The sequence below is a fragment of the Nocardia sp. No.11 genome (assembly GCF_038752175.1).
GTDB classification, from domain to species: domain Bacteria; phylum Actinomycetota; class Actinomycetes; order Mycobacteriales; family Mycobacteriaceae; genus Nocardia; species Nocardia canadensis.
The window spans coordinates 53881-72275 of record NZ_JBCGFB010000007.1 but is presented as its reverse complement, the minus strand read 5'-3'; the positions used below and the strand labels follow the sequence as shown (position 1 = coordinate 72275).

The window sequence follows — 18395 nt, the reverse complement described above, 5'->3', positions numbered from 1 at the left end:
GCGGGTGGCTGCCGAGACAGCCACCCGCGTCACCACCTAGTTCGCCAAATCGTCGACGGTGGCCGCTTCGTTCCTGGACAGGTTGATGCCCAGGTTCGCCGCGGCGCGCTCCAGATCCTCGTCGTCGCCATCACGCATCTCGATCGCGGCGCCGTCCGAGGACAGCACTTCCACGTTGAGGCACAGCGACTGGAGTTCCTTGAGGAGCACCTTGAACGACTCCGGAATGCCCGGCTCCGGAATGTTCTCGCCCTTGACGATCGCCTCGTAGACCTTCACGCGGCCGACCACGTCGTCGGACTTGATGGTCAGGAGCTCCTGCAGCGTGTACGCCGCGCCGTAGGCCTGCATGGCCCAGCACTCCATCTCACCGAAACGCTGACCACCGAACTGCGCCTTACCACCCAGCGGCTGCTGCGTGATCATCGAGTACGGACCGGTCGAACGGGCGTGGATCTTGTCGTCGACCAGGTGGTGCAGCTTCAGGATGTACATGTAACCGACCGCGACCGGGTACGGGAACGGCTCGCCGGAGCGGCCGTCGAACAGGGTCGCCTTGCCGTTCTCGTCGACCATGCGCTCACCGTCACGGTTCGGCAGGGTCGAGCCGAGCAGACCGGTCAGCTCGTCATCCTTGGCGCCGTCGAACACCGGGGTCGCGATGTTCGAGTCGGCCGGGGCACCCAGCATTTCCTCGGGCAGCGAGGCCGCCCAGTCCGGACGGGTGCCGTCGGAGGCCACGTCGACATTCCAGCCGGCCTTGCCGATCCAGCCCAGGTGGGTCTCGAGGATCTGGCCGATGTTCATACGACGCGGAACACCGTGGGTGTTCAGGATGATGTCGATCGGGGTGCCGTCGGGCATGAACGGCATGTCCTCCACGGGGAGGATCTTGCCGATGACGCCCTTGTTGCCGTGGCGGCCGGCGAGCTTGTCGCCGTCCTGGATCTTGCGCTTCTGGGCCACGTACACGCGGACCAGCTCGTTGACGCCCGGAGGCAGATCGTCGTCGTCCTCGCGCGAGAACACGCGGATGCCGATGACCTTGCCGGACTCACCGTGGGGCACCTTCAGCGAGGTGTCGCGCACCTCGCGCGCCTTCTCACCGAAGATCGCGCGGAGCAGGCGCTCCTCGGGGGTCAGCTCGGTCTCGCCCTTCGGGGTGACCTTGCCGACCAGGATGTCGCCGTCGCGAACCTCGGCGCCGATGCGGATGATGCCGCGCTCGTCCAGGTCGGCCAGCACCTCGTCGGAGACGTTCGGGATGTCCCGGGTGATCTCCTCGGCGCCCAGCTTGGTGTCGCGGGCGTCGATCTCGTGCTCTTCGATGTGGATCGAGGTGAGAACGTCCTCTTCCACGAGGCGCTGCGACAGGATGATCGCGTCCTCGTAGTTGTGGCCTTCCCACGGCATGACGGCGACAAGAAGGTTCTTGCCGAGCGCCATCTCACCGTTCTCGGTGCAGGGGCCGTCCGCGAGGACCTGCCCCTTCTCCACCCGCTGGCCCTCGTCCACGATCGGACGCTGGTTGGAGCAGGTGCCCTGGTTCGAGCGGTTGAACTTGCGCATCCGGTAGGACTTGCGGCTGCCGTCGTCGGCCATCACGGTGACGTAGTCGGCCGAGACCTCCTCGACCACACCCGGCTTCTCGTTCACCACGACATCGCCGGCGTCCACCGCGGCGCGCAGCTCCATACCGGTGCCCACGATCGGGGACTCGGAACGGATCAGCGGCACGGCCTGACGCTGCATGTTCGCGCCCATGAGGGCACGGTTGGCGTCGTCGTGCTCGAGGAACGGGATCATGGCCGTCGCGACCGACACCATCTGGCGCGGCGAGATGTCCATGTAGTCGACCTGAGCCGGCGTCACGAACTCGACCTCTTCGCCCGCACGGCGGACGAGGACCTTCTCCTCGAGGAAGCGGCCCTCGGCGTCGACCGGGGAGTTGGCCTGCGCGCGAACGTAGCGGTCTTCCTCGTCGGCGGTCAGGTACTTGACCTCGTCGGTCACCTTGCCGTCGATGACCCGGCGGTACGGGGTCTCGATGAAGCCGAACGGGTTGACCCGCGCGTACACCGACAGCGATCCGATCAGGCCGATGTTCGGGCCTTCCGGGGTCTCGATCGGGCACATGCGGCCGTAGTGCGACGGGTGGACGTCTCGGACTTCCAGGCCGGCGCGCTCACGGGACAGACCACCCGGGCCCAGCGCCGACAGGCGGCGCTTGTGGGTCAGACCCGACAGCGGGTTGTTCTGGTCCATGAACTGCGACAGCTGGGAGGTTCCGAAGAACTCCTTGATCGCAGCCACGACGGGACGGATGTTGATCAGGGTCTGCGGCGTGATCGCCTCGACGTCCTGAGTCGTCATCCGCTCGCGGACCACGCGCTCCATGCGGGACAGGCCCACCCGGATCTGGTTCTGGATCAGCTCGCCGACGGTGCGCAGACGACGGTTACCGAAGTGGTCGATGTCGTCGATCTCGACGGGGACCTCTTCACCACCGGGGGCGGTCATCGAGCGGTCACCGGCGTGCAGACGCACCAGGTACTCGATGGTGGTGACGATGTCTTCCTTGGTGAGCACCGAGGAGGTCACCGGCTCGTGCACGTGGATGCCGAGCTTCTTGTTGATCTTGTAGCGACCGACGCGCGCCAGGTCGTAGCGCTTCTCCTTGAAGAACAGGTTCTCCAGCAGGGTCTGCGCGGACTCCTTGGTCGGCGGCTCGCCCGGACGCAGCTTGCGGTAGATGTCGAGCAGCGCCTCGTCCTGGCCGGGCGTGCTGTCCTTCTCCAGGGTGGACATCATGATCTCGGAGAAGCCGAAACGCTCGACGATCTCCTCGGTGGTCCAACCCAGCGCCTTGAGCAGCACGGTGACCGGCTGACGGCGCTTGCGGTCGATGCGGACACCGACGGTGTCGCGCTTGTCGACGTCGAACTCCAGCCACGCGCCGCGCGACGGGATGACGCGCACGCTGTGCAGGTCCTTCTCGGTGCCCTTGTCGATGCTGTGATCGAAGTAGACGCCCGGGGAGCGGACCAGCTGCGAGACGACGACGCGCTCGGTGCCGTTGATGATGAAGGTGCCCTTGTCGGTCATCATCGGGAAGTCACCCATGAAGACCGTCTGGCTCTTGATCTCGCCGGTGTTGTTGTTGATGAACTCCGCGGTGACGAACAGGGGCGCCGCGTAGGTCATGTCCTTCTCTTTGCACTCTTCGATGGAGGCCTTGACCTCTTCGAAGCGCGGATCGGAGAACGACAGGGACATCGAACCGGAGAAGTCCTCGATCGGCGAGAGCTCCTCGAGCACCTCCTCCAAGCCGCCTGCGAGACCGACGTCGCCGCGTGCGGCCGCCTTCTCACGCCAGTCGGGGGTACCGACCAACCAGGCGAACGAGTCCGTTTGTAGGTCGAGAAGTCCGGGCACCTCCAAGGGCTCTCGGATCTTCGCGAACGAAACCCTCAACGGGGCTCCGGGGATTCCAGCCTTGGTCTGGGTGGAGACTGCCAAGATGCGTCCTTCCAGCACCTCACGCGCGTCGCGTGGTGGTCCGCGACCGTCGCTTGTCTGCTACGAATTCCGCTGGTTACAACCCGAACGAAACCCGAACAGGCAGCAGCGGAAGTAACACCGGAAGGTGGAACTTACGTGTGCGAATCAAGGTGTGGACAGGAGGCAGCCAGCGCAACGTCCAAACTTACACCCACATACAGAGGGGTGTCAACATACCATCCGTGCGACCGCTCACACGGCAAACGCGCCGAACTCCCGTGACGCTGGCCGCGTCGGTCGTTCTGGGCGCTGGAGCCCCTGCGCAGCTGACACTGCTGTGAATAGGGTGACGGTTCGCGCGCGCCTCGTCAAGTGGCGCGGCGGGGTCTGTCCGAGAAGTGAGATCGCCTGGCGCGCTGGACATCCCCGGCCGGAACCGCGGCTATTTTACCCGCGACACGCCGAAGACGCCAACCCGCGAAACACCCGTTCAGAGCCTGTTTTCCGGCCGTGAACGCAGCGAGCCCCGGCCGTGACGGCCGGGGCTCGCTGGTGTCGCCGGGTGCGCTCAGCCGTTGATCTGGCCGTGCGGAATCGTCTTGGTGTCGAAGGCCGCGGTGGGGTGCTCGCTGCCGTAGGCGGCCATCACCTGGGTGTCGTCGGACTGGTCGAGCGACTCCCGGATCGCCACCTGAGCCGCGTGCGGCAGGGTGTGCATGATCTCGCGCACACGCGCCTGACGACGGAAGACGGCCTGGCGGACCGGCATGCCCGGCTCCGCCTTCATCTGCGGGATGATGCCCTCGATCTCCTCGGCGCCACCGTGGTGGTGACCGGCGTCGACGAGCGCCTGCTCGCGCGCCATCTGCGCCTCGTCCTTCTCCTCGGACATACCGATCGGGCCGATCATGCGGCCGTTGAGGAACTGCTTGACCACCGGCTCGTCACTGGTCAGCAGCACCTCGCGGGGGCCGAACATGACCAGCTGGCGGCGGAACAGCATGCCGATGTTGTCCGGCACGGTACGGGCCAGGTTGATGTTGTGCGTCACGATCAGGATCGTGGCGTCGATCTGGGCGTTGATATTGAGCAGCAGCTGCGCCAGGTACGACGTACGCACCGGGTCCAGACCGGAGTCGGGCTCGTCGACGAGGATGATCTGCGGGTCGAGCACCAGGGCGCGGGCCAGACCGGCGCGCTTGCGCATACCGCCGGAGATCTCGCCGGGCAGTTTGCCCTCGGCGCCGAGCAGACCGGTCAGCTCGAGCTTCTCCATGACGATGCGCTTGATCTCGGTTTCCGACTTCTTCGTGTGCTCACGAAGCGGGAAAGCGATGTTGTCGAACAGATTCATCGAGCCGAAGAGCGCGCCGTCCTGGAAAAGGACGCCGAACAGCTTCCGGATCTCGTAGAGCTCCTTGTTGGAGCAGGTGGTGATATCGGTGCCATCGATGAAGATGGAGCCGCGCTCGGGCCGCAACAGACCGATCAGCGACTTCAGGAACACCGACTTACCCGTACCAGAAGGGCCGAGCAGGGCGCTCACCTCACCCGAAGGGAGCGTGATCGACACATCCTGCCAAATTCGCTGCGAACCGAAGGATTTTGTTACACCCTCGGTCCTGACCTCGACGCCCACGCCTACCTCCATTGTTCCCTGCGAGCACCCCACCCCGCTGACCGCGCGCTCACATCACGGCGGTGCGTCACGACACTGTGGGTCCGGTCACTGTAACCCATCAGTGAGACGGGGCACACCCCTACATGACTGAAGAGTAACCCCGACCGGAACTCACGACTGAGATCACTTTCGCATGTCTGGGTAAATAACAAACGGGCGGCCCCGAGTGGGACCGCCCGTTCGCAACGGCTGGTGCCGAATTACTTGACGGCAACCTTGGCGCCGGCCTCTTCCAGCTTCGCCTTGGCGGCCTCGGCGGCCTCCTTGGTGACCTTCTCCAGGATCGGCTTCGGGGCACCCTCGACCAGGTCCTTGGCTTCCTTCAGGCCCAGGCCGGAGACGATCTCACGGACCACCTTGATGACCTGGATCTTCTTGTCGCCCGCACCCTCGAGGATGACGTCGAACTCGTCCTGCTCCTCGGCGGCGTCAGCGGCGGCCGGGGCGGCACCCGCGGCGGCAACGGCGACGGGGGCAGCGGCGGTGACCTCGAACTTCTCCTCGAACGCCTTCACGAAGCCCGACAGCTCCAGCAGGGTCATCTCCGAGAAAACCTCGAGCAGCTCTTCGGTGGACAGCTTGGCCATGATTGTTCCTTTCGGTAGTGAATGTCTGTTCGCGCGGGCGGTAACACCCACACGGGGGTATTACTCGGCAGCGCCTTCGGCCTGCTTCTTCTCCTGCAGCGCGGCGGCCAGACGGGCCACCTGACCGGCAGGAGCCGAGAACAGCCCGGCAGCCTTGGACATGTTGCCCTTCATCGCACCGGCCAGCTTGGCCAGCAGGACCTCGCGGGTCTCCAGGTCGGCGATCTTCTCGACCTCGGACACGGACAGCGCAGCGCCGTCCATGTAGCCGCCCTTGATGATGAGCGCCTTGTTGTCCTTGGCGAAGGTCTTGAGGGCCTTCGCGGCGTTGACCGGCTCACCCTGGATGAAGGTGATGGCGGTCGGTCCGACGAACAAGTCGTCCAGGCCCTCGACGCCCGCTTCCGCGGCCGCGAGCTTGACCAGGGTGTTCTTGGCGACGGAGTACGTGGCCTCGGCGCCGAGCGCGCGACGCAGCTCGGTGAGCTTGCCGACCGAAAGACCACGGTATTCCGTGACAACAGTGGCCGTGGAGTTCTTGAACTGCTCCGCGATCTCCGCGACAGCGGTGACCTTTTCAGGCTTCGCCATACTTCGCCTCCTCTCTGATGTCGGTTCGTGAACGCGCACTACCGAATTCAGGGGCCGGCGACAAAACTAACGCCCCGGACGCAAGGCGTACCGGGGCGCGAAAATATCGGCCTCAGCTCTCCCTGCGTGGGCCGCCGGCAATGTCGCCGGACCTTCGATCGACACCACGCAAGCGGCATCGACGACCAACGGTCTTCGGTAGAACGAATGGGTAGCCATCGAACATGTCGATGACCGGAGTCCACTGTACCGGCACCTGCCCCGATCTGCCAAAACGCCCCCGGCAGCGCTGAATTCGCCGGTGTCGATTTGTGGCCCAGTTCACATTCGATGGGTCGAAGTGGCAGCAATCTCACCGGAAAGGTGTTACGTTCGGTGACAGTAACCTGCTTCACTTCTCAACTATGGCAACCTCCATAGTCGCTCCATCAGTGCTGCTGGACCGGCGTCCGCAGCGATTCCTCGCACTCGTCGTCATCTGCCTGGCCGAACTGCTGGTCGTCCTCGACAACACCATCGTCAACGTCGCCCTCCCCTCCATCGGCGTCCAACTGCAGACCGGAGTCTCCGGCCTGCAGTGGGTCGTCGACGCCTACACGCTCACCTTCGCCGGATTGCTGCTCGCCGCAGGCAATCTCGGTGACCGCTACGGTCGCCGCCGGATCATGATCGTGGGTCTCATCGGCATCGCGGTGATGTCGGTGGGCGGCGCGCTCGCCGAGTCGATGACGCAGGTCATCGCGGCCCGCGCGGCGATGGGTGTCTTCGCCGCCGCCGTCTTCCCGGCCACCCTGGCCCTGATCATCAACATCTTCACCGACAAGCGCGAACGCGCGCTTGCCATCGCCGCCTGGACCGCGATGGCGGGCTTCGCCATCGCCATCGGCCCGATCTCGGGCGGCTGGCTGCTCGAACACTTCAGCTGGCACTCGGTGTTCTGGATCAATGTGCCGGTGGCGCTGGTCGCACTTGTCGCGACGCTGATCTGGGTGCCGGAATCACGCGCCGAACAGGTCGGCAGGCTGGATCTGCCCGGCATCCTGCTGTCCGTCGCGGGCATCACGCTGGTGGTGTGGGCCATCATCGAGGCACCGCACAACGGCTGGCTCTCGCTCACCACCCTGTGCACCGCGGCGCTCGGTGTCGTTCTGCTCGCCGCTTTCGTCACGTGGGAATTGCGCACCGCGGCTCCAATTCTCGATATGCGACTGTTCCGCAACCGCCGATTCTCATTGCCCGCCTTGGCCATTGCCATCGCGTACTTCTCGATGTTCGGATTCCTGTTTCTGATCACCCAGTATTTCCAGGGCGTGCGGGAATACACCCCGCTCGAATTCGGTATCGCGTCATTGCCGTTCGCGTTCTCGGTCGCGATCGGCGCACCGGTGGCGACGCTGCTCGCCCAGCGGGTCGGCACCACCGCGGTGCTGGTGATCGGGCTGTTGCTCACCGGACTCGGCCTCTATCTGGGCGGCCAGGTCACCGTCGACAGCACTTATCTGATCGGCGTGCTGCCATCGATGGTGTCGATGGCGCTGGGGTTGGGCATCGTGCAGGGCCCGGCCACGGAGTCGATCATGTCGGCGCTGCCGCTCGACGAGGCGGGCGCGGGCTCGGCCGTCAACGACACCACCCGCGAGATCGGCGGCACCCTCGGCGTCGCGGTACTCGGCTCGATCGTGGCCTCGTACTACAGCGGCCGCATCGGCGCCCGGGTCGACGCCATCCCGCTCGCGATCATGAACGCCAATGAGAAGAGCCTGGTCAAGGCCAGTCCACTCAGCGTGCTGGAGCTGCGTAAGCGTGAACTGACGCCGTTCCTGGAAACCCAGCGCGAGAACCTCATCGTCGCCATGAAGACCGCGACGCTACAGGGTGCGCACACCGCGTCCCTGGTGGCGGCGGGCGCGGTCGCCGTCTGCGCGGTGATCGTCGCGATCTTCCTGCCGTGGAAGCCGCAGGACGGCGAATCGGTCCTGCTCGGCTGGCGCAAGAAGGACTGAGCGGAAAGACCGCGAGGGTGGGAACGCAGTGCGTTCCCACCCTCGTGGTCGATCAGGAGCTACCTGTCAGTCGAAGCTCACGCATCCTCGTCGAGAAGGTTGCGGGTGCGGTTCGGGTCCACCGGGATGCCCGGTCCGGTGTTGGTCGAAACCGTGATCTTCTTGACGTAGCGACCCTTGGCGGTCGACGGCTTCACACGCAGGATCTCGTCCAGCGCGGCGCCGTAGTTCTCCACCAGCTTGGCGTCGTCGAACGACGCCTTGCCGATGACGAAGTGCAGGTTGGCCTGCTTGTCGACGCGGAAGTTGATCTTGCCGCCCTTGATGTCGTTGACGGCCTTGGTCACATCGTTGGTGACGGTGCCCGTCTTCGGGTTCGGCATCAGACCGCGCGGGCCCAGGACACGCGCGATGCGGCCGACCTTGGCCATCTGGTCCGGGGTGGCGATCGCGGCGTCGAAGTCCAGCCAGCCGCCCTGGATCCGCTCGATCAGGTCCTCGGCGCCCACGGCGTCGGCACCGGCGGCCTCGGCCTCGGCGGCCTTCTCGCCGGCGGCGAACACGATGACGCGGGCGGTCTTACCGGTGCCGTGCGGCAGGTTGACGGTGCCGCGGACCATCTGGTCGGCCTTACGGGGGTCGACGCCGAGACGAACGGCGACCTCGACGGTCGCGTCGGTCTTGGTGGTCGCGGTCTCCTTGGCCAGGCGCGCAGCGGCCAGCGGGGAGTACAGCTTGTCGCGATCGACCTTCTCAGCAGCGGCGAGATACGCCTTGCTTCGCTTTGCCATGTTTCTCTGTCCTTAATGTTCGAGTTCAGATGTGGTGTTACGGGCCTGGCCGGCCCTCCCACAGTGAGCGAGTAGTCGCTCAGCCTTCGACGGTGATACCCATCGAACGCGCGGTACCGGCGATGATCTTCGCGGCCTGATCGAGATCGGTGGCGTTGAGATCCTCGGCCTTGGTCTTGGCGATCTCCCGGACCTGGTCCATGGTGACCTTGGCGACCTTGGTCTTGTGCGGCTCGGCCGAGCCCTTCTGCACACCGGCGGCCTTGAGCAGCAGACGCGCGGCGGGCGGGGTCTTCAGCTTGAAGTCGAACGTCCGGTCCTCGTACACCGAGATCTCGACCGGGATGACGTTGCCACGCTGCGACTCGGTCGCGGCGTTGTACGCCTTGCAGAACTCCATGATGTTGACGCCGTGCTGACCGAGCGCGGGGCCGACCGGAGGAGCCGGGTTCGCGGCACCGGCCTGGATCTGCAGCTTGATGATCCCGGCGAGCTTCTTCTTCTTGGGGGGCATCTTTCTTCCTTGGGTTTCGGTTCCTTACGGTTGCCGTAAGCCTGTTGCGGGATCGCTCCCACGCCGGGTCCAAGCCCGGCATTCGCGCACGACCGTCACACCGGGCGGAAAACGCCTGGAGCGGGTCTACACACGAACTGTCACACTCTACCGAACCCCACCGTGGCGGCCGCAGGCGGGGAGGTCGTACAACGACAACGGCACCGCCGAGGCGGTGCCGTTGCGAAGCTGGTTCGAGCTAGATCTTGGAGACCTGGGTGAAGTTCAGCTCGACCGGGGTCTCGCGACCGAAGATCGAGACGAGCACCTTGAGCTTCTGCTGCTCGGCGTTGACCTCGCTGATGCTGGCGGGCAGCGTCGCGAACGGGCCGTCCATCACGGTCACCGACTCGCCGACCTCGAAGTCGACCTCGATGATCGGCTTGGCCGACACCTCGCCGGTGGACTCGGCGCCGGTCGAGGAGGCTGCCGCCGCGGCCGCCTTCTTCTGCTGCGCACCGGCCGGAACCAGGAACTTCACGACCTCGTTGATGGTCAGCGGGGTCGGCTTGGCGCCGGGGCCACCGCCGGTCATACCGACGAAACCGGTGACGCCGGGAGTGTTGCGGACCGCACCCCACGACTCGTTGTTCAGTTCCATCCGGACCAGGATGTAGCCCGGCAGCACCTTGCGGTTGACGTGCTTGCGCTGGCCGTTCTTGATCTCGGTGACTTCTTCGGTCGGCACCTCGACCTGGAAGATGTAGTCCTCGAGGCCGAGGTTCTGCACGCGGGTCTCGAGGTTGGTCTTGACCTTGTTCTCGTAGCCGGCGTAGGAGTGCACGACGTACCAGTCGCCGGGGACGCGGCGCAGCTTGGCCTTCATCGACTCGACCGGGTCGGCTTCGGGGTCTTCCTCGGTGGCGACGTCCTCGACGACGGTCTCGTCGGCGTCAGCGACCTCGGTGGTGGCATCGACCTCGTCGGTGGCGGTCTCCGCCACGGCGTCGTCGACCGGGAACTCGTCGTTTGTTTCGTTCTCCGGGGTGCTCACTGAGGCACTCGCTTCCTGTGTCGTCACTACATCCTCTGGGCCGGGTCGGGGGCGCGGAGCGCACACTCCGCCGTTCCGGCCCGGGATCGGCTACCGGCGTTGGTGTCGGCGATCAGCCGAACAGCCAGTCGACACCCTTGATGAACGCCGTATCCAGCCCAAATATGAACGCGACCATGAAGACCACGAACACCAGAACGACGGTCGTATAGGTGACCATCTGCTTCCGGTTGGGCCAGATCACCTTGCGCAGTTCCGCGATAACTTCTCGCAGGAACCTGAGCAGCCGCTTGAACGGGTTGCCCGACGTGGCCTTCCCAGCAGTCTTGTCTGCCTTGCGCGAGGAGGACCGGTCGAGCGTCGCCACCGAACCGGTGTCCGCCGGAGCATCCGACGTGCGCGCACGGCGAGCTGTCCGCTTGCCGCTCGGCCGAGTGGCAGCGGCGGTGTCGTCGCCGTCTTCGGCGCGAGTATCCCGCTCGTCGCTCACGTCGTCTCCTCGCTTCGCTCGGATCCGCCGTGCGCGAAGCGCGCTGGCCTGATGGCTCGCTCGCTCCGCTCGCTCACGTCGATCCTTCCTCGTCGCTGGCATTCAGGGCAGGGGCGACAGGACTTGAACCTGCAACCTGCGGTTTTGGAGACCGCTGCTCTGCCAATTGAGCTACGCCCCTTCGGTTGGACCAGCCTGAGCTGTAGTGCCCAACCACAGTCGATATTCGATTATCGAGCTCTGGTGCCACACAACATGCGCGCCGCTTCCATGGGGATCATGTCCCCGGGAAGATCAGCGCGCAGCAGCCGGTGACCCCAGAGTCCCGAGTGTACGTTACCGCGTGCGGTATTTGCCAATCCGGGACAGCCGACCAGGTCAGGACAGCTGAACGGTAGCCGTGGCCCGCCCGAAGATCTTCTTGCCCGCCGACTTCGCCGTGATGGCGACGACCGCGGTCCTGGTCTCCGGATCGACCGACTTCACCTTACCGGTGAACTCGACCTCGGCCGGTGCGTCGGACCCGACGTAGACCGGGCTGGTGAAGCGCACGTTGTACTCCTTGACGGCGCCGGGATCGCCGAGCCAGGAGGTGACGAAACCGCCGCCGAGACCCATCGTCAGCATGCCGTGCGCGACCACGTCGTCGAGGCCGACGAGCTTGACGATCTCGTCGCTCCAGTGGATCGGATTGGCGTCGCCGGACACGCCCGCGTAGTTAACCAGATCGCCACGGGTGAGCCGGACGGTGCGCGGCGGGAGTTCATCACCGGCCGACACGCTGTCGAAGGACAGGGCGCGCGTGCTGAAGAACGGGGCCGGCTGCTTGGTGACCGGATCCGGGGTGATCCCGGTGTGCGCGTCGACGGGCGCGTGATGAGCGGGCTCCTCGAGGCCGTGCATCAGGATGTTGCGCACCGCGTCCGACATCGTGGGATCGATGTCACCGCCGCTGCGGCCGATGAGCGTGGTGTAGGTGGTGAGCACCAGCTCGTCGTCCTGGGCGGTGACGATGTTCTTCGTCACGATGATGTCGCCGCCGAAAGCCTGCCGGAAGGAATGCAGGTACACATCACAGGTCAGCTGGTCGCCCACCCGGATAGGGCGGTGGAACTCCAGGATCTGATCGGTCTGCATGATCTGGCTCAGGTCGTAGCCCGTGACGATCTGCTCGAACAGCTTGCGCTGGGCGAGGATGCCCACCAGCGAGATGAAGGTGAGCGGGGCGAGCAGGCCGTCGTGGCCGTACTCACGTGCGACGTCTTCCTCCCAGTGCACCGGGTGGTAGTCCTGCACGGCACGGGCGTATTCGCGCACCTTCTCGCGGCCGACCTCGTAGTAGTCGTCGACACGGTAGTGGTGGCCGACCATCGCCGCGGCGTGCGCGGCGGGATCGACCGGTGCGGCGGCTGCGGCGGTGACCGCTTCGTCGGTTCCGGTGTTCACTGTCACACCGTGGACCTTACTCACACGTAGCCGGGTCACAACGTCGAGCGGGGTGTATTCACCCACTCGGGCGGGTACCGTACCGACCCCGGAAACGCACGAAAGGCCGGACTCTCGTCCGGCCTTTCGGCAAAGCTTGGTGAATCAGCGCGACTCGCGGTGCGCCCGGTGGGTTCCGCAGTTCGGGCAGAACTTCTTCAGCTCGAGGCGGTCCGGGTCGTTGCGCCGGTTCTTCTTGGTGATGTAGTTGCGGTGCTTGCACTCTTCGCAGGCCAAGGTGATCTTTGGCCGGACATCGGTGGACTTCGCGGCCACGATTTGCCTTCTTTCCGGTCTGGGCTGAGTCGTTATTGGTAGCGATGGCCGGACTTGAACCGGCGACACAACGATTATGAGTCGTTTGCTCTACCGACTGAGCTACACCGCCACGGCGGACCTGTTACGGTGGGCCGGCGGGAAAGTCGGTCACCACCGGCAATCCGGCGAGCCCCCTAACGGAATCGAACCGTTGACCTTTTCCTTACCATGGAAACGCTCTGCCGACTGAGCTAAGGGGGCATGACTACGTGGCACAAGGTCTTGGTCGGCGAACCGATCCGAGCGACCCCGTGCTCCGGCGTCCTGAAAGAGATTACACACTTCCACCGAAGAGCACCAAATCGCCTGGTGAGACCCCATTTTTACCGACCCGCAACCCACTGATCACGCAGGTGCATGGGTAACTCCCCCGGCCACCTCGACGCCGTGCCAGAACGACGCGAGCCCGAGAACGCACAGTCGAGCTCCCGGACGGGACGCAGAATCGCGGAGAGGCGGACGAGGCCACGAACCAAAGAACCCCGCCGATCGTGATGATCGACGGGGTTCGATGTGGCAGATGTAGGATTCGAACCTACGTAGGCTTTCACCGACAGATTTACAGTCTGCTCCCATTGGCCGCTCGGGCAATCTGCCTTGTGCGCCGTTTCCGGTGCGCTGAGCAGCTTACAACGAACCCACACCCCCAATGCAAACCGCCTGCACAACGACCCTGCGAGCACGGTCGACGGGGGCATACGGGTACAACTGTCTCGGTGGCCGGCACACCTGTCGGCCCACCCGTTGGCAGACCGTGAGGGACAGGAGCGCAGTGTGGCTGATTCGTCATTCGACGTGGTGAGCAAGGTCGATCGGCAGGAGGTCGACAATGCGCTGCACCAGGCGGAGAAGGAGCTGAACTCCCGCTACGACTTCAAGGGCACCGATGCGGCGATCGCGTGGTCGGGCGAGGAAGCCATCGTGCTGACCGCGAACGCCGAGGAGCGGGTCAAGGCCGCGCTCGAGGTGTTCAAGGAGAAGCTGATCCGGCGCGACATCTCGCTCAAGGCGTTCGATGCCGGCGAGCCGCAGGCCTCGGGCAAGGTGTTCAAGATCACCGGCACGCTGGTGCAGGGCATCGACACCGAGAAGGCGAAGAAGATCTCCAAGAAGATCCGCGACGAGGGCCCCAAGGGCGTGAAGGCGCAGATCCAGGGCGAGGAACTGCGGGTCAGCAGCAAGAAGCGCGACGATCTGCAGGCCGTGATCTCGCTGCTCAAGGGCGAGGACTTCGGTATCGCCCTGCAGTTCGTGAATTATCGCTAGCGGCTGGCGCCGCGGGTTTTCGGCCTCGTGACCTCGCCGCCGAGCAGCGATACTGCGCCTTCGGCGTTCCGTCTCGCTGCTCGGCGGCGAGGCGGCCGAAAACGTGGTGGTGACGTCAGCAGCGGTGCTCGCCGCCCGCCAGCTCCTCCAGCCGCTTGATGCGTTCCTCCATCGGCGGATGCGTGGAGTACCAGCGGGCGATGCGATCGCCCGCGCGGAACGGGTTGGCGATCATCAGGTGCGATTCGCTGGTGAGTTGGGGATCCGGCGGCAGCGGGGCCACCTGGACGCCGCGTTCGATCTTGCGCAGGGCCGAGGCCAGCGCCAGTGGGTCACCGGTGAGTTCGGCGCCGGACTGATCGGCCTGGTACTCCCGGGACCGTGAGACGGCCATCTTGATCAGGCCCGCCGCGATCGGGCCGAGCAGCGAGACCAGCAGCACGGCGATGATGTTCGGGCCCTGCCCGTCCCTGCTGCCGAACGAGCTCGCGAAGAACGCCATATTGGCCAGGCCGGTGATGATCGAGGCCATCGCGCCGGCCACCGACGAGATCAGGATGTCGCGGTTGTAGACGTGCGACAGCTCGTGTCCGAGCACCGCGCGCAGTTCCCGCTCGTCGAGCAACTGCAGGATGCCGCTGGTACAGCACACCGCGGCGTGGCGGGGATTACGCCCGGTCGCGAACGCGTTGGGCGCGTTGGTCGGGCTGATGTAGAGCCGCGGCATGGGCTGGCGGGCCGTGGTCGCGAGCTCGCGCACGATCCGGTACATGACCGGCGCTTCCAGTTCGCTGACCGGTTGCGCGTGCATCGCCTTCAGCGCCAGTTTGTCGCTGTTGAAGTAGGCGTAGGCGTTCATGCCGACGGCCAGCACGATCGAGATGATCAGGATCGTCGGGCTGCGGAACATCGCCCCGATGGCGACGATCAGCGCCGACAGCCCGACCATCAAACCGAATGTTCTGATCCCATTGGGCATTTCCGCCTCCCCGCGCCTCTTGCCGGTCGTCAGGCGCTTGGTTCGTCAGGCGTCGGGCCTGCGGTCGACCACGTGAACAGTTCTGGGCGTACCCGGCGAGTCACCCATGTTCGCGCGAAATCCGATGTTGCTTCGCGTTTGGTCAACGACTGCGTGGCGGCGATAGTTCCTGGTCAGCCCACCCGCTCGATGGTGTAGCGGACGAGGCGGCTGAGGGCGTCGTTGGCCGGACCCGCCGGGAGCGCGGCCAGTTCGGTGTCGGCGAGGTCGGCGTATTCCTGCAGCTTCTCCTTGGCCTGGGCCATGCCGGGCGAACGGCGCAGCAGCTCCAGCGCCTCCTCGACCTCGGCGTCGGTTTCCAGGGGGCGTGCCAGCAGGGTGCGCAGGCGGTCACCGTCGGCGCCGGACTCGCGCAGCGCGTAGAGGACGGGCAGGGTGTGCACGCCCTCGCGCAGGTCGGTGCCCGGCGTCTTGCCGGACTGCTCGGCCGAGGACGAGATGTCGATGATGTCGTCGGAGATCTGGAAGGCGGTGCCGACGGCGTCGCCGAGGCGGGCCAGCCGTTCGACGTGCTCGGGGCCCGCGCCGGAGAAGGTGCCGCCGAAGCGGCCCGCGGCGGCGATGAGCGAGCCGGTCTTCTCCCAGACCACGCGCAGGTAGTGCTCGACCGGGTCCTGGGTCTGCTTGGCGCCCATGGTTTCCCGCATCTGGCCGGTGACCAGCTCGGCGAAGGTCTCGGCGATGATGCGGACCGCGTCGGGGCCCAGCGTCGAGGTCAGGCGGGAGGCGTGGGCGAACAGGTAGTCGCCCGCCAGGATCGCGATGTTGTTGCCCCACCGCGCGTTGACGCTGACGGCGCCGCGCCGCTGGGGCGCCTCGTCCATCACGTCGTCGTGGTACAGCGTGGCCAGGTGCACCAGCTCCACCACGGTACCCGCGGTGACCAGGGCCGGATCGGTGGGATTGGGACCGAGCTGACCGGTGAGCACGGTGAACAACGGCCGGAAGCGCTTGCCGCCCGCGCGGGCGAGATGCAGCGCCGCTTCCTGCAGGAATTCCTCACCGTCGGAGAGTTCGTCGACGAGCAATTTCTCGACCGCGGCCAGGCCGTCGCGCACGGTGGCGGCGAGTTCGGGATCGACGAGATCTACCCCGGCAACCACGGTGCTCTCGTCGCTCACAGCCGATGTGCTCATTATCTTCTCCCAGCGATGCGTCCGACCCCGACGGGTAGCAACCTAGCGTGTTCCGGCGCCAGGGCCGATGAACACGGTCACACAGTGACTATTCCCGGTGTACCCGACACTCTCGCACAGCGGCCGGGGGTGCCAGTATTGAGCCATGGGTTCACCGGATCTCACCCCCGCCGACCGCGGTGCCCCTGGCGCCCGCCCTCGCGGGCCTGCGTGGTCACACTCCGCTGCCGCCGCCGGCCCGCCGGGGGCAGGCGCGCCGCTGCCTGCCCACGTCGAGGTGCTGGTGGTCGGGGCCGGACCCGCGGGATCGGCGTCGGCGGCCTGGGCCGCGCGGGCCGGTCGCGACGTGCTGCTGCTCGATTCCGCGGTGTTCCCGCGCGACAAGACCTGTGGTGACGGCTTGACGCCGCGGGCCACCGCCGAGCTGGAACACCTGGGTCTGGGCGAGTGGCTGCGCGCGCATACGGTGAATCACGGCCTGCGGATGGCAGGCTTCGGCCGGGAGGCGCTGCTGCCGTGGCCGGGCGGGTCGTTCCCGACCTACGGAAGCGCGGTTCCCCGAACCGAACTCGACGACAAGCTGCGGGAGACCGCGATCAAGTCGGGCGCGCTGATGGTCGACGGGGCCAAGGTCACCGAGGTGCTGCGCGAGGGCGAGCGGGTCACCGGGGTGACGGTGCGCATCGGCGAGGCCACCCACACCGTGCGCTGCCGGGTGCTCGTGGTGGCCGACGGGGTGCGCTCCCCCATCGGAAAACAGCTGGGTCGTACCTGGCATCGGCGCTTCGCCTACGGCACCGCGGCGCGCGCCTACATCAAGTCGGGGCGCAGCGACGATCAGTGGATCTCCTCGCACCTGGAACTGCGCAACGCCGCCGACGAGCTGGTCCCCGGCTACGGCTGGATCTTCCCGCTGGGCAACGGCGAGGTGAATATCGGCGTCGGCTCGCTGGCCACCGAGCAGCGGCCCTCGCACATCGCGCTCAAGCCGCTGATCGAGCACTACACCCGGCTGCGTCGCGAGGAATGGGAGCTCGAGGGCGAGCTGCGCGCGGTGGCGTCGGCGCTGCTGCCGATGGGCGGCGCGGTCTCGAACGTGGCCGGGGTGAACTGGGTCCTGGTCGGCGATGCGGCGGGCTGCGTGAACCCGCTCAACGGCGAGGGCATCGACTACGGCCTCGAGGGCGGGCACCTGCTGTCCGGCCTGCTCGACGAGCCCGACCTGAGCCGGGTGTGGCCGCAGCTGCTGCGCGAGCGCTACGGCCGGACCTTCTCGGTCGCGCGCAGGCTGGCCGGCTTGGCCACCCACCCGAAGATGGTCCCGCTCGGCGGCCCGCCGGTGATGCGCTCGAAGTACCTGCAGCGCACGGCCGTTCGGGTGATGGGCAACCTGGTGACCGACGAGGACGTCGACCTCACCGCCCGCGCCTGGCGAGCCGCCGGCCGCGCCTCCCTGCGCGCCGACGACCTGCGGCCGTTCAGCTGACGTCGTGAGCGCGACGGCGCGTCGCCCGGTCCTGGCTCTGCTGCCGCACCTGCGCAGGGCCCGCGATCTGATCGATCGGCACTACGCCGACCCGCTCGACCTGGACGATCTCGCCCGCGCCGCCGGGGTCTCCAAGTACCACTTCCTGCGCGCGTTCGCCGCCGTGTACGGGCCGACGCCGGGGGCCTATCTGGCCGAGCGGCGGATCGAACGAGCCCAGGATCTGCTGCGGGCCACCAATCTGACCGTCACCGAGGTGTGCATGCTGGTCGGGTACGCGAGTCTGGGCTCGTTCAGCAGCAAGTTCCGTCAGCTCGTCGGGGCGACGCCGAGCGAGTATCAGGCCAGGTTCGCCGACGGCGCACCACACATTCCGGGCTGCTACGTCTTCATGCACGGGCTCTCCGACCGGGTCCGGCCCGACACCGCAATTTCGGAGAAGCCCGGCGGCACCGGTCCGTCCTAGCCTCGAGT

General features: G+C 66.2%; 16 protein-coding genes and 4 tRNA genes. 4 read left to right on the top strand and 16 right to left on the bottom strand.

Annotation, left to right across the window (positions count from 1 at the left end):
* Positions 1-36: 36 nt before the first annotated feature.
* From V8688_RS04110 to rplJ, 4 genes are all read right to left on the bottom strand, one after another.
* Complete coding sequence (locus V8688_RS04110; RefSeq protein ID WP_218719614.1) at positions 37-3537, bottom strand: DNA-directed RNA polymerase subunit beta; 3501 nt, start codon at positions 3535-3537, stop codon at positions 37-39.
* 532 nt (positions 3538-4069) lie between these two features.
* A complete protein-coding gene (locus V8688_RS04105; RefSeq protein ID WP_255588111.1) occupies positions 4070-5152 on the bottom strand; it encodes an ABC transporter ATP-binding protein in 1083 nt (360 codons plus the stop codon).
* A gap of 230 nt (positions 5153-5382) precedes the next feature.
* Positions 5383-5769 (bottom strand): 50S ribosomal protein L7/L12, encoded by a 387-nt coding sequence (gene rplL, locus V8688_RS04100; protein ID WP_218719612.1) that lies wholly within the window; start codon positions 5767-5769, stop codon positions 5383-5385.
* A 60-nt stretch (positions 5770-5829) separates the two neighbouring features.
* Positions 5830-6360, bottom strand: coding sequence for a 50S ribosomal protein L10 (rplJ, locus tag V8688_RS04095; protein ID WP_218719611.1), 531 nt, complete (start codon positions 6358-6360; stop codon positions 5830-5832).
* 404 nt (positions 6361-6764) lie between these two features.
* On the opposite strand from rplJ, the gene V8688_RS04090 reads away from it, so the two are divergent.
* Positions 6765-8363, top strand: a complete 1599-nt coding sequence (locus V8688_RS04090) for an MFS transporter (RefSeq protein WP_342800192.1) — start codon at positions 6765-6767, stop codon at positions 8361-8363.
* A 77-nt stretch (positions 8364-8440) separates the two neighbouring features.
* Here the strand turns inward: V8688_RS04090 and rplA are convergent, their stop codons facing one another.
* From rplA to V8688_RS04040, 10 genes are all read right to left on the bottom strand, one after another.
* Complete coding sequence (rplA, locus tag V8688_RS04085) at positions 8441-9154, bottom strand: 50S ribosomal protein L1 (RefSeq protein WP_067641870.1); 714 nt, start codon at positions 9152-9154, stop codon at positions 8441-8443.
* A gap of 79 nt (positions 9155-9233) precedes the next feature.
* Positions 9234-9668 (bottom strand): 50S ribosomal protein L11, encoded by a 435-nt coding sequence (gene rplK, locus V8688_RS04080; RefSeq protein ID WP_019049397.1) that lies wholly within the window; start codon positions 9666-9668, stop codon positions 9234-9236.
* 238 nt (positions 9669-9906) lie between these two features.
* Entirely contained in the window at positions 9907-10701 is a 795-nt protein-coding gene (gene nusG, locus V8688_RS04075; protein WP_316576176.1) for a transcription termination/antitermination protein NusG, read from the bottom strand.
* A 112-nt stretch (positions 10702-10813) separates the two neighbouring features.
* Entirely contained in the window at positions 10814-11191 is a 378-nt protein-coding gene (gene secE / locus V8688_RS04070) for a preprotein translocase subunit SecE (RefSeq protein WP_218719608.1), read from the bottom strand.
* A 108-nt stretch (positions 11192-11299) separates the two neighbouring features.
* Positions 11300-11372, bottom strand: a tRNA-Trp gene (locus V8688_RS04065).
* Between the two features lie 197 nt (positions 11373-11569).
* The gene (locus tag V8688_RS04060; protein WP_308248557.1) at positions 11570-12637 is read right to left on the bottom strand and encodes a fused (3R)-hydroxyacyl-ACP dehydratase subunits HadA/HadB; all 1068 of its coding nucleotides are present in this window, start codon (positions 12635-12637) and stop codon (positions 11570-11572) included.
* A gap of 144 nt (positions 12638-12781) precedes the next feature.
* Positions 12782-12952, bottom strand: coding sequence for a 50S ribosomal protein L33 (rpmG, locus tag V8688_RS04055; protein ID WP_019049401.1), 171 nt, complete (start codon positions 12950-12952; stop codon positions 12782-12784).
* 36 nt (positions 12953-12988) lie between these two features.
* A tRNA-Met gene (locus tag V8688_RS04050) sits at positions 12989-13064 on the bottom strand.
* 58 nt (positions 13065-13122) lie between these two features.
* Positions 13123-13195 (bottom strand) — tRNA-Thr (locus V8688_RS04045).
* 313 nt (positions 13196-13508) lie between these two features.
* A tRNA-Tyr gene (locus V8688_RS04040) sits at positions 13509-13591 on the bottom strand.
* Between the two features lie 177 nt (positions 13592-13768).
* Between V8688_RS04040 and V8688_RS04035 the strand changes: the two genes are divergently transcribed.
* Positions 13769-14260 carry a YajQ family cyclic di-GMP-binding protein gene (locus V8688_RS04035; protein WP_316576178.1) on the top strand — a complete coding sequence of 164 codons (492 nt, stop codon included), beginning with the start codon at positions 13769-13771 and terminating at the stop codon, positions 14258-14260.
* Positions 14261-14375: 115 nt separating this feature from the next.
* On the opposite strand, the gene htpX is transcribed toward V8688_RS04035, so the two are convergent.
* Together htpX and V8688_RS04025 are read right to left on the bottom strand one after the other, a co-directional pair.
* Positions 14376-15239, bottom strand: coding sequence for a zinc metalloprotease HtpX (gene htpX, locus V8688_RS04030; RefSeq protein ID WP_218719606.1), 864 nt, complete (start codon positions 15237-15239; stop codon positions 14376-14378).
* A gap of 173 nt (positions 15240-15412) precedes the next feature.
* Complete coding sequence (locus V8688_RS04025) at positions 15413-16435, bottom strand: polyprenyl synthetase family protein (RefSeq protein ID WP_255588106.1); 1023 nt, start codon at positions 16433-16435, stop codon at positions 15413-15415.
* Positions 16436-16580: 145 nt separating this feature from the next.
* Here V8688_RS04025 and V8688_RS04020 point away from each other — a divergent pair, with 145 nt between their 5' ends.
* On the top strand, positions 16581-17921 hold the full coding sequence (locus V8688_RS04020; protein ID WP_255588105.1) for a geranylgeranyl reductase family protein: 1341 nt from the start codon (positions 16581-16583) through the stop codon (positions 17919-17921).
* Between the two features lie 4 nt (positions 17922-17925).
* Entirely contained in the window at positions 17926-18387 is a 462-nt protein-coding gene (locus V8688_RS04015; RefSeq protein WP_218719605.1) for an AraC family transcriptional regulator, read from the top strand.
* Positions 18388-18395: the final 8 nt, after the last annotated feature.

Coding starts and splice junctions, on each gene's coding strand:
- V8688_RS04105 (WP_255588111.1), bottom strand. CDS start 5,152: ATGGAGGTAGGCGTGGGCGTCGAGGTCAGGACCGAGGGTGTAACAAAA.
- rplA (WP_067641870.1), bottom strand. CDS start 9,154: ATGGCAAAGCGAAGCAAGGCGTATCTCGCCGCTGCTGAGAAGGTCGAT.
- htpX (WP_218719606.1), bottom strand. CDS start 15,239: ATGCCCAATGGGATCAGAACATTCGGTTTGATGGTCGGGCTGTCGGCG.
- V8688_RS04025 (WP_255588106.1), bottom strand. CDS start 16,435: ATGAGCACATCGGCTGTGAGCGACGAGAGCACCGTGGTTGCCGGGGTA.
- rplJ (WP_218719611.1), bottom strand. CDS start 6,360: ATGGCGAAGCCTGAAAAGGTCACCGCTGTCGCGGAGATCGCGGAGCAG.
- V8688_RS04090 (WP_342800192.1), top strand. CDS start 6,765: ATGGCAACCTCCATAGTCGCTCCATCAGTGCTGCTGGACCGGCGTCCG.
- rplK (WP_019049397.1), bottom strand. CDS start 9,668: ATGCCCCCCAAGAAGAAGAAGCTCGCCGGGATCATCAAGCTGCAGATC.
- V8688_RS04020 (WP_255588105.1), top strand. CDS start 16,581: ATGGGTTCACCGGATCTCACCCCCGCCGACCGCGGTGCCCCTGGCGCC.
- rplL (WP_218719612.1), bottom strand. CDS start 5,769: ATGGCCAAGCTGTCCACCGAAGAGCTGCTCGAGGTTTTCTCGGAGATG.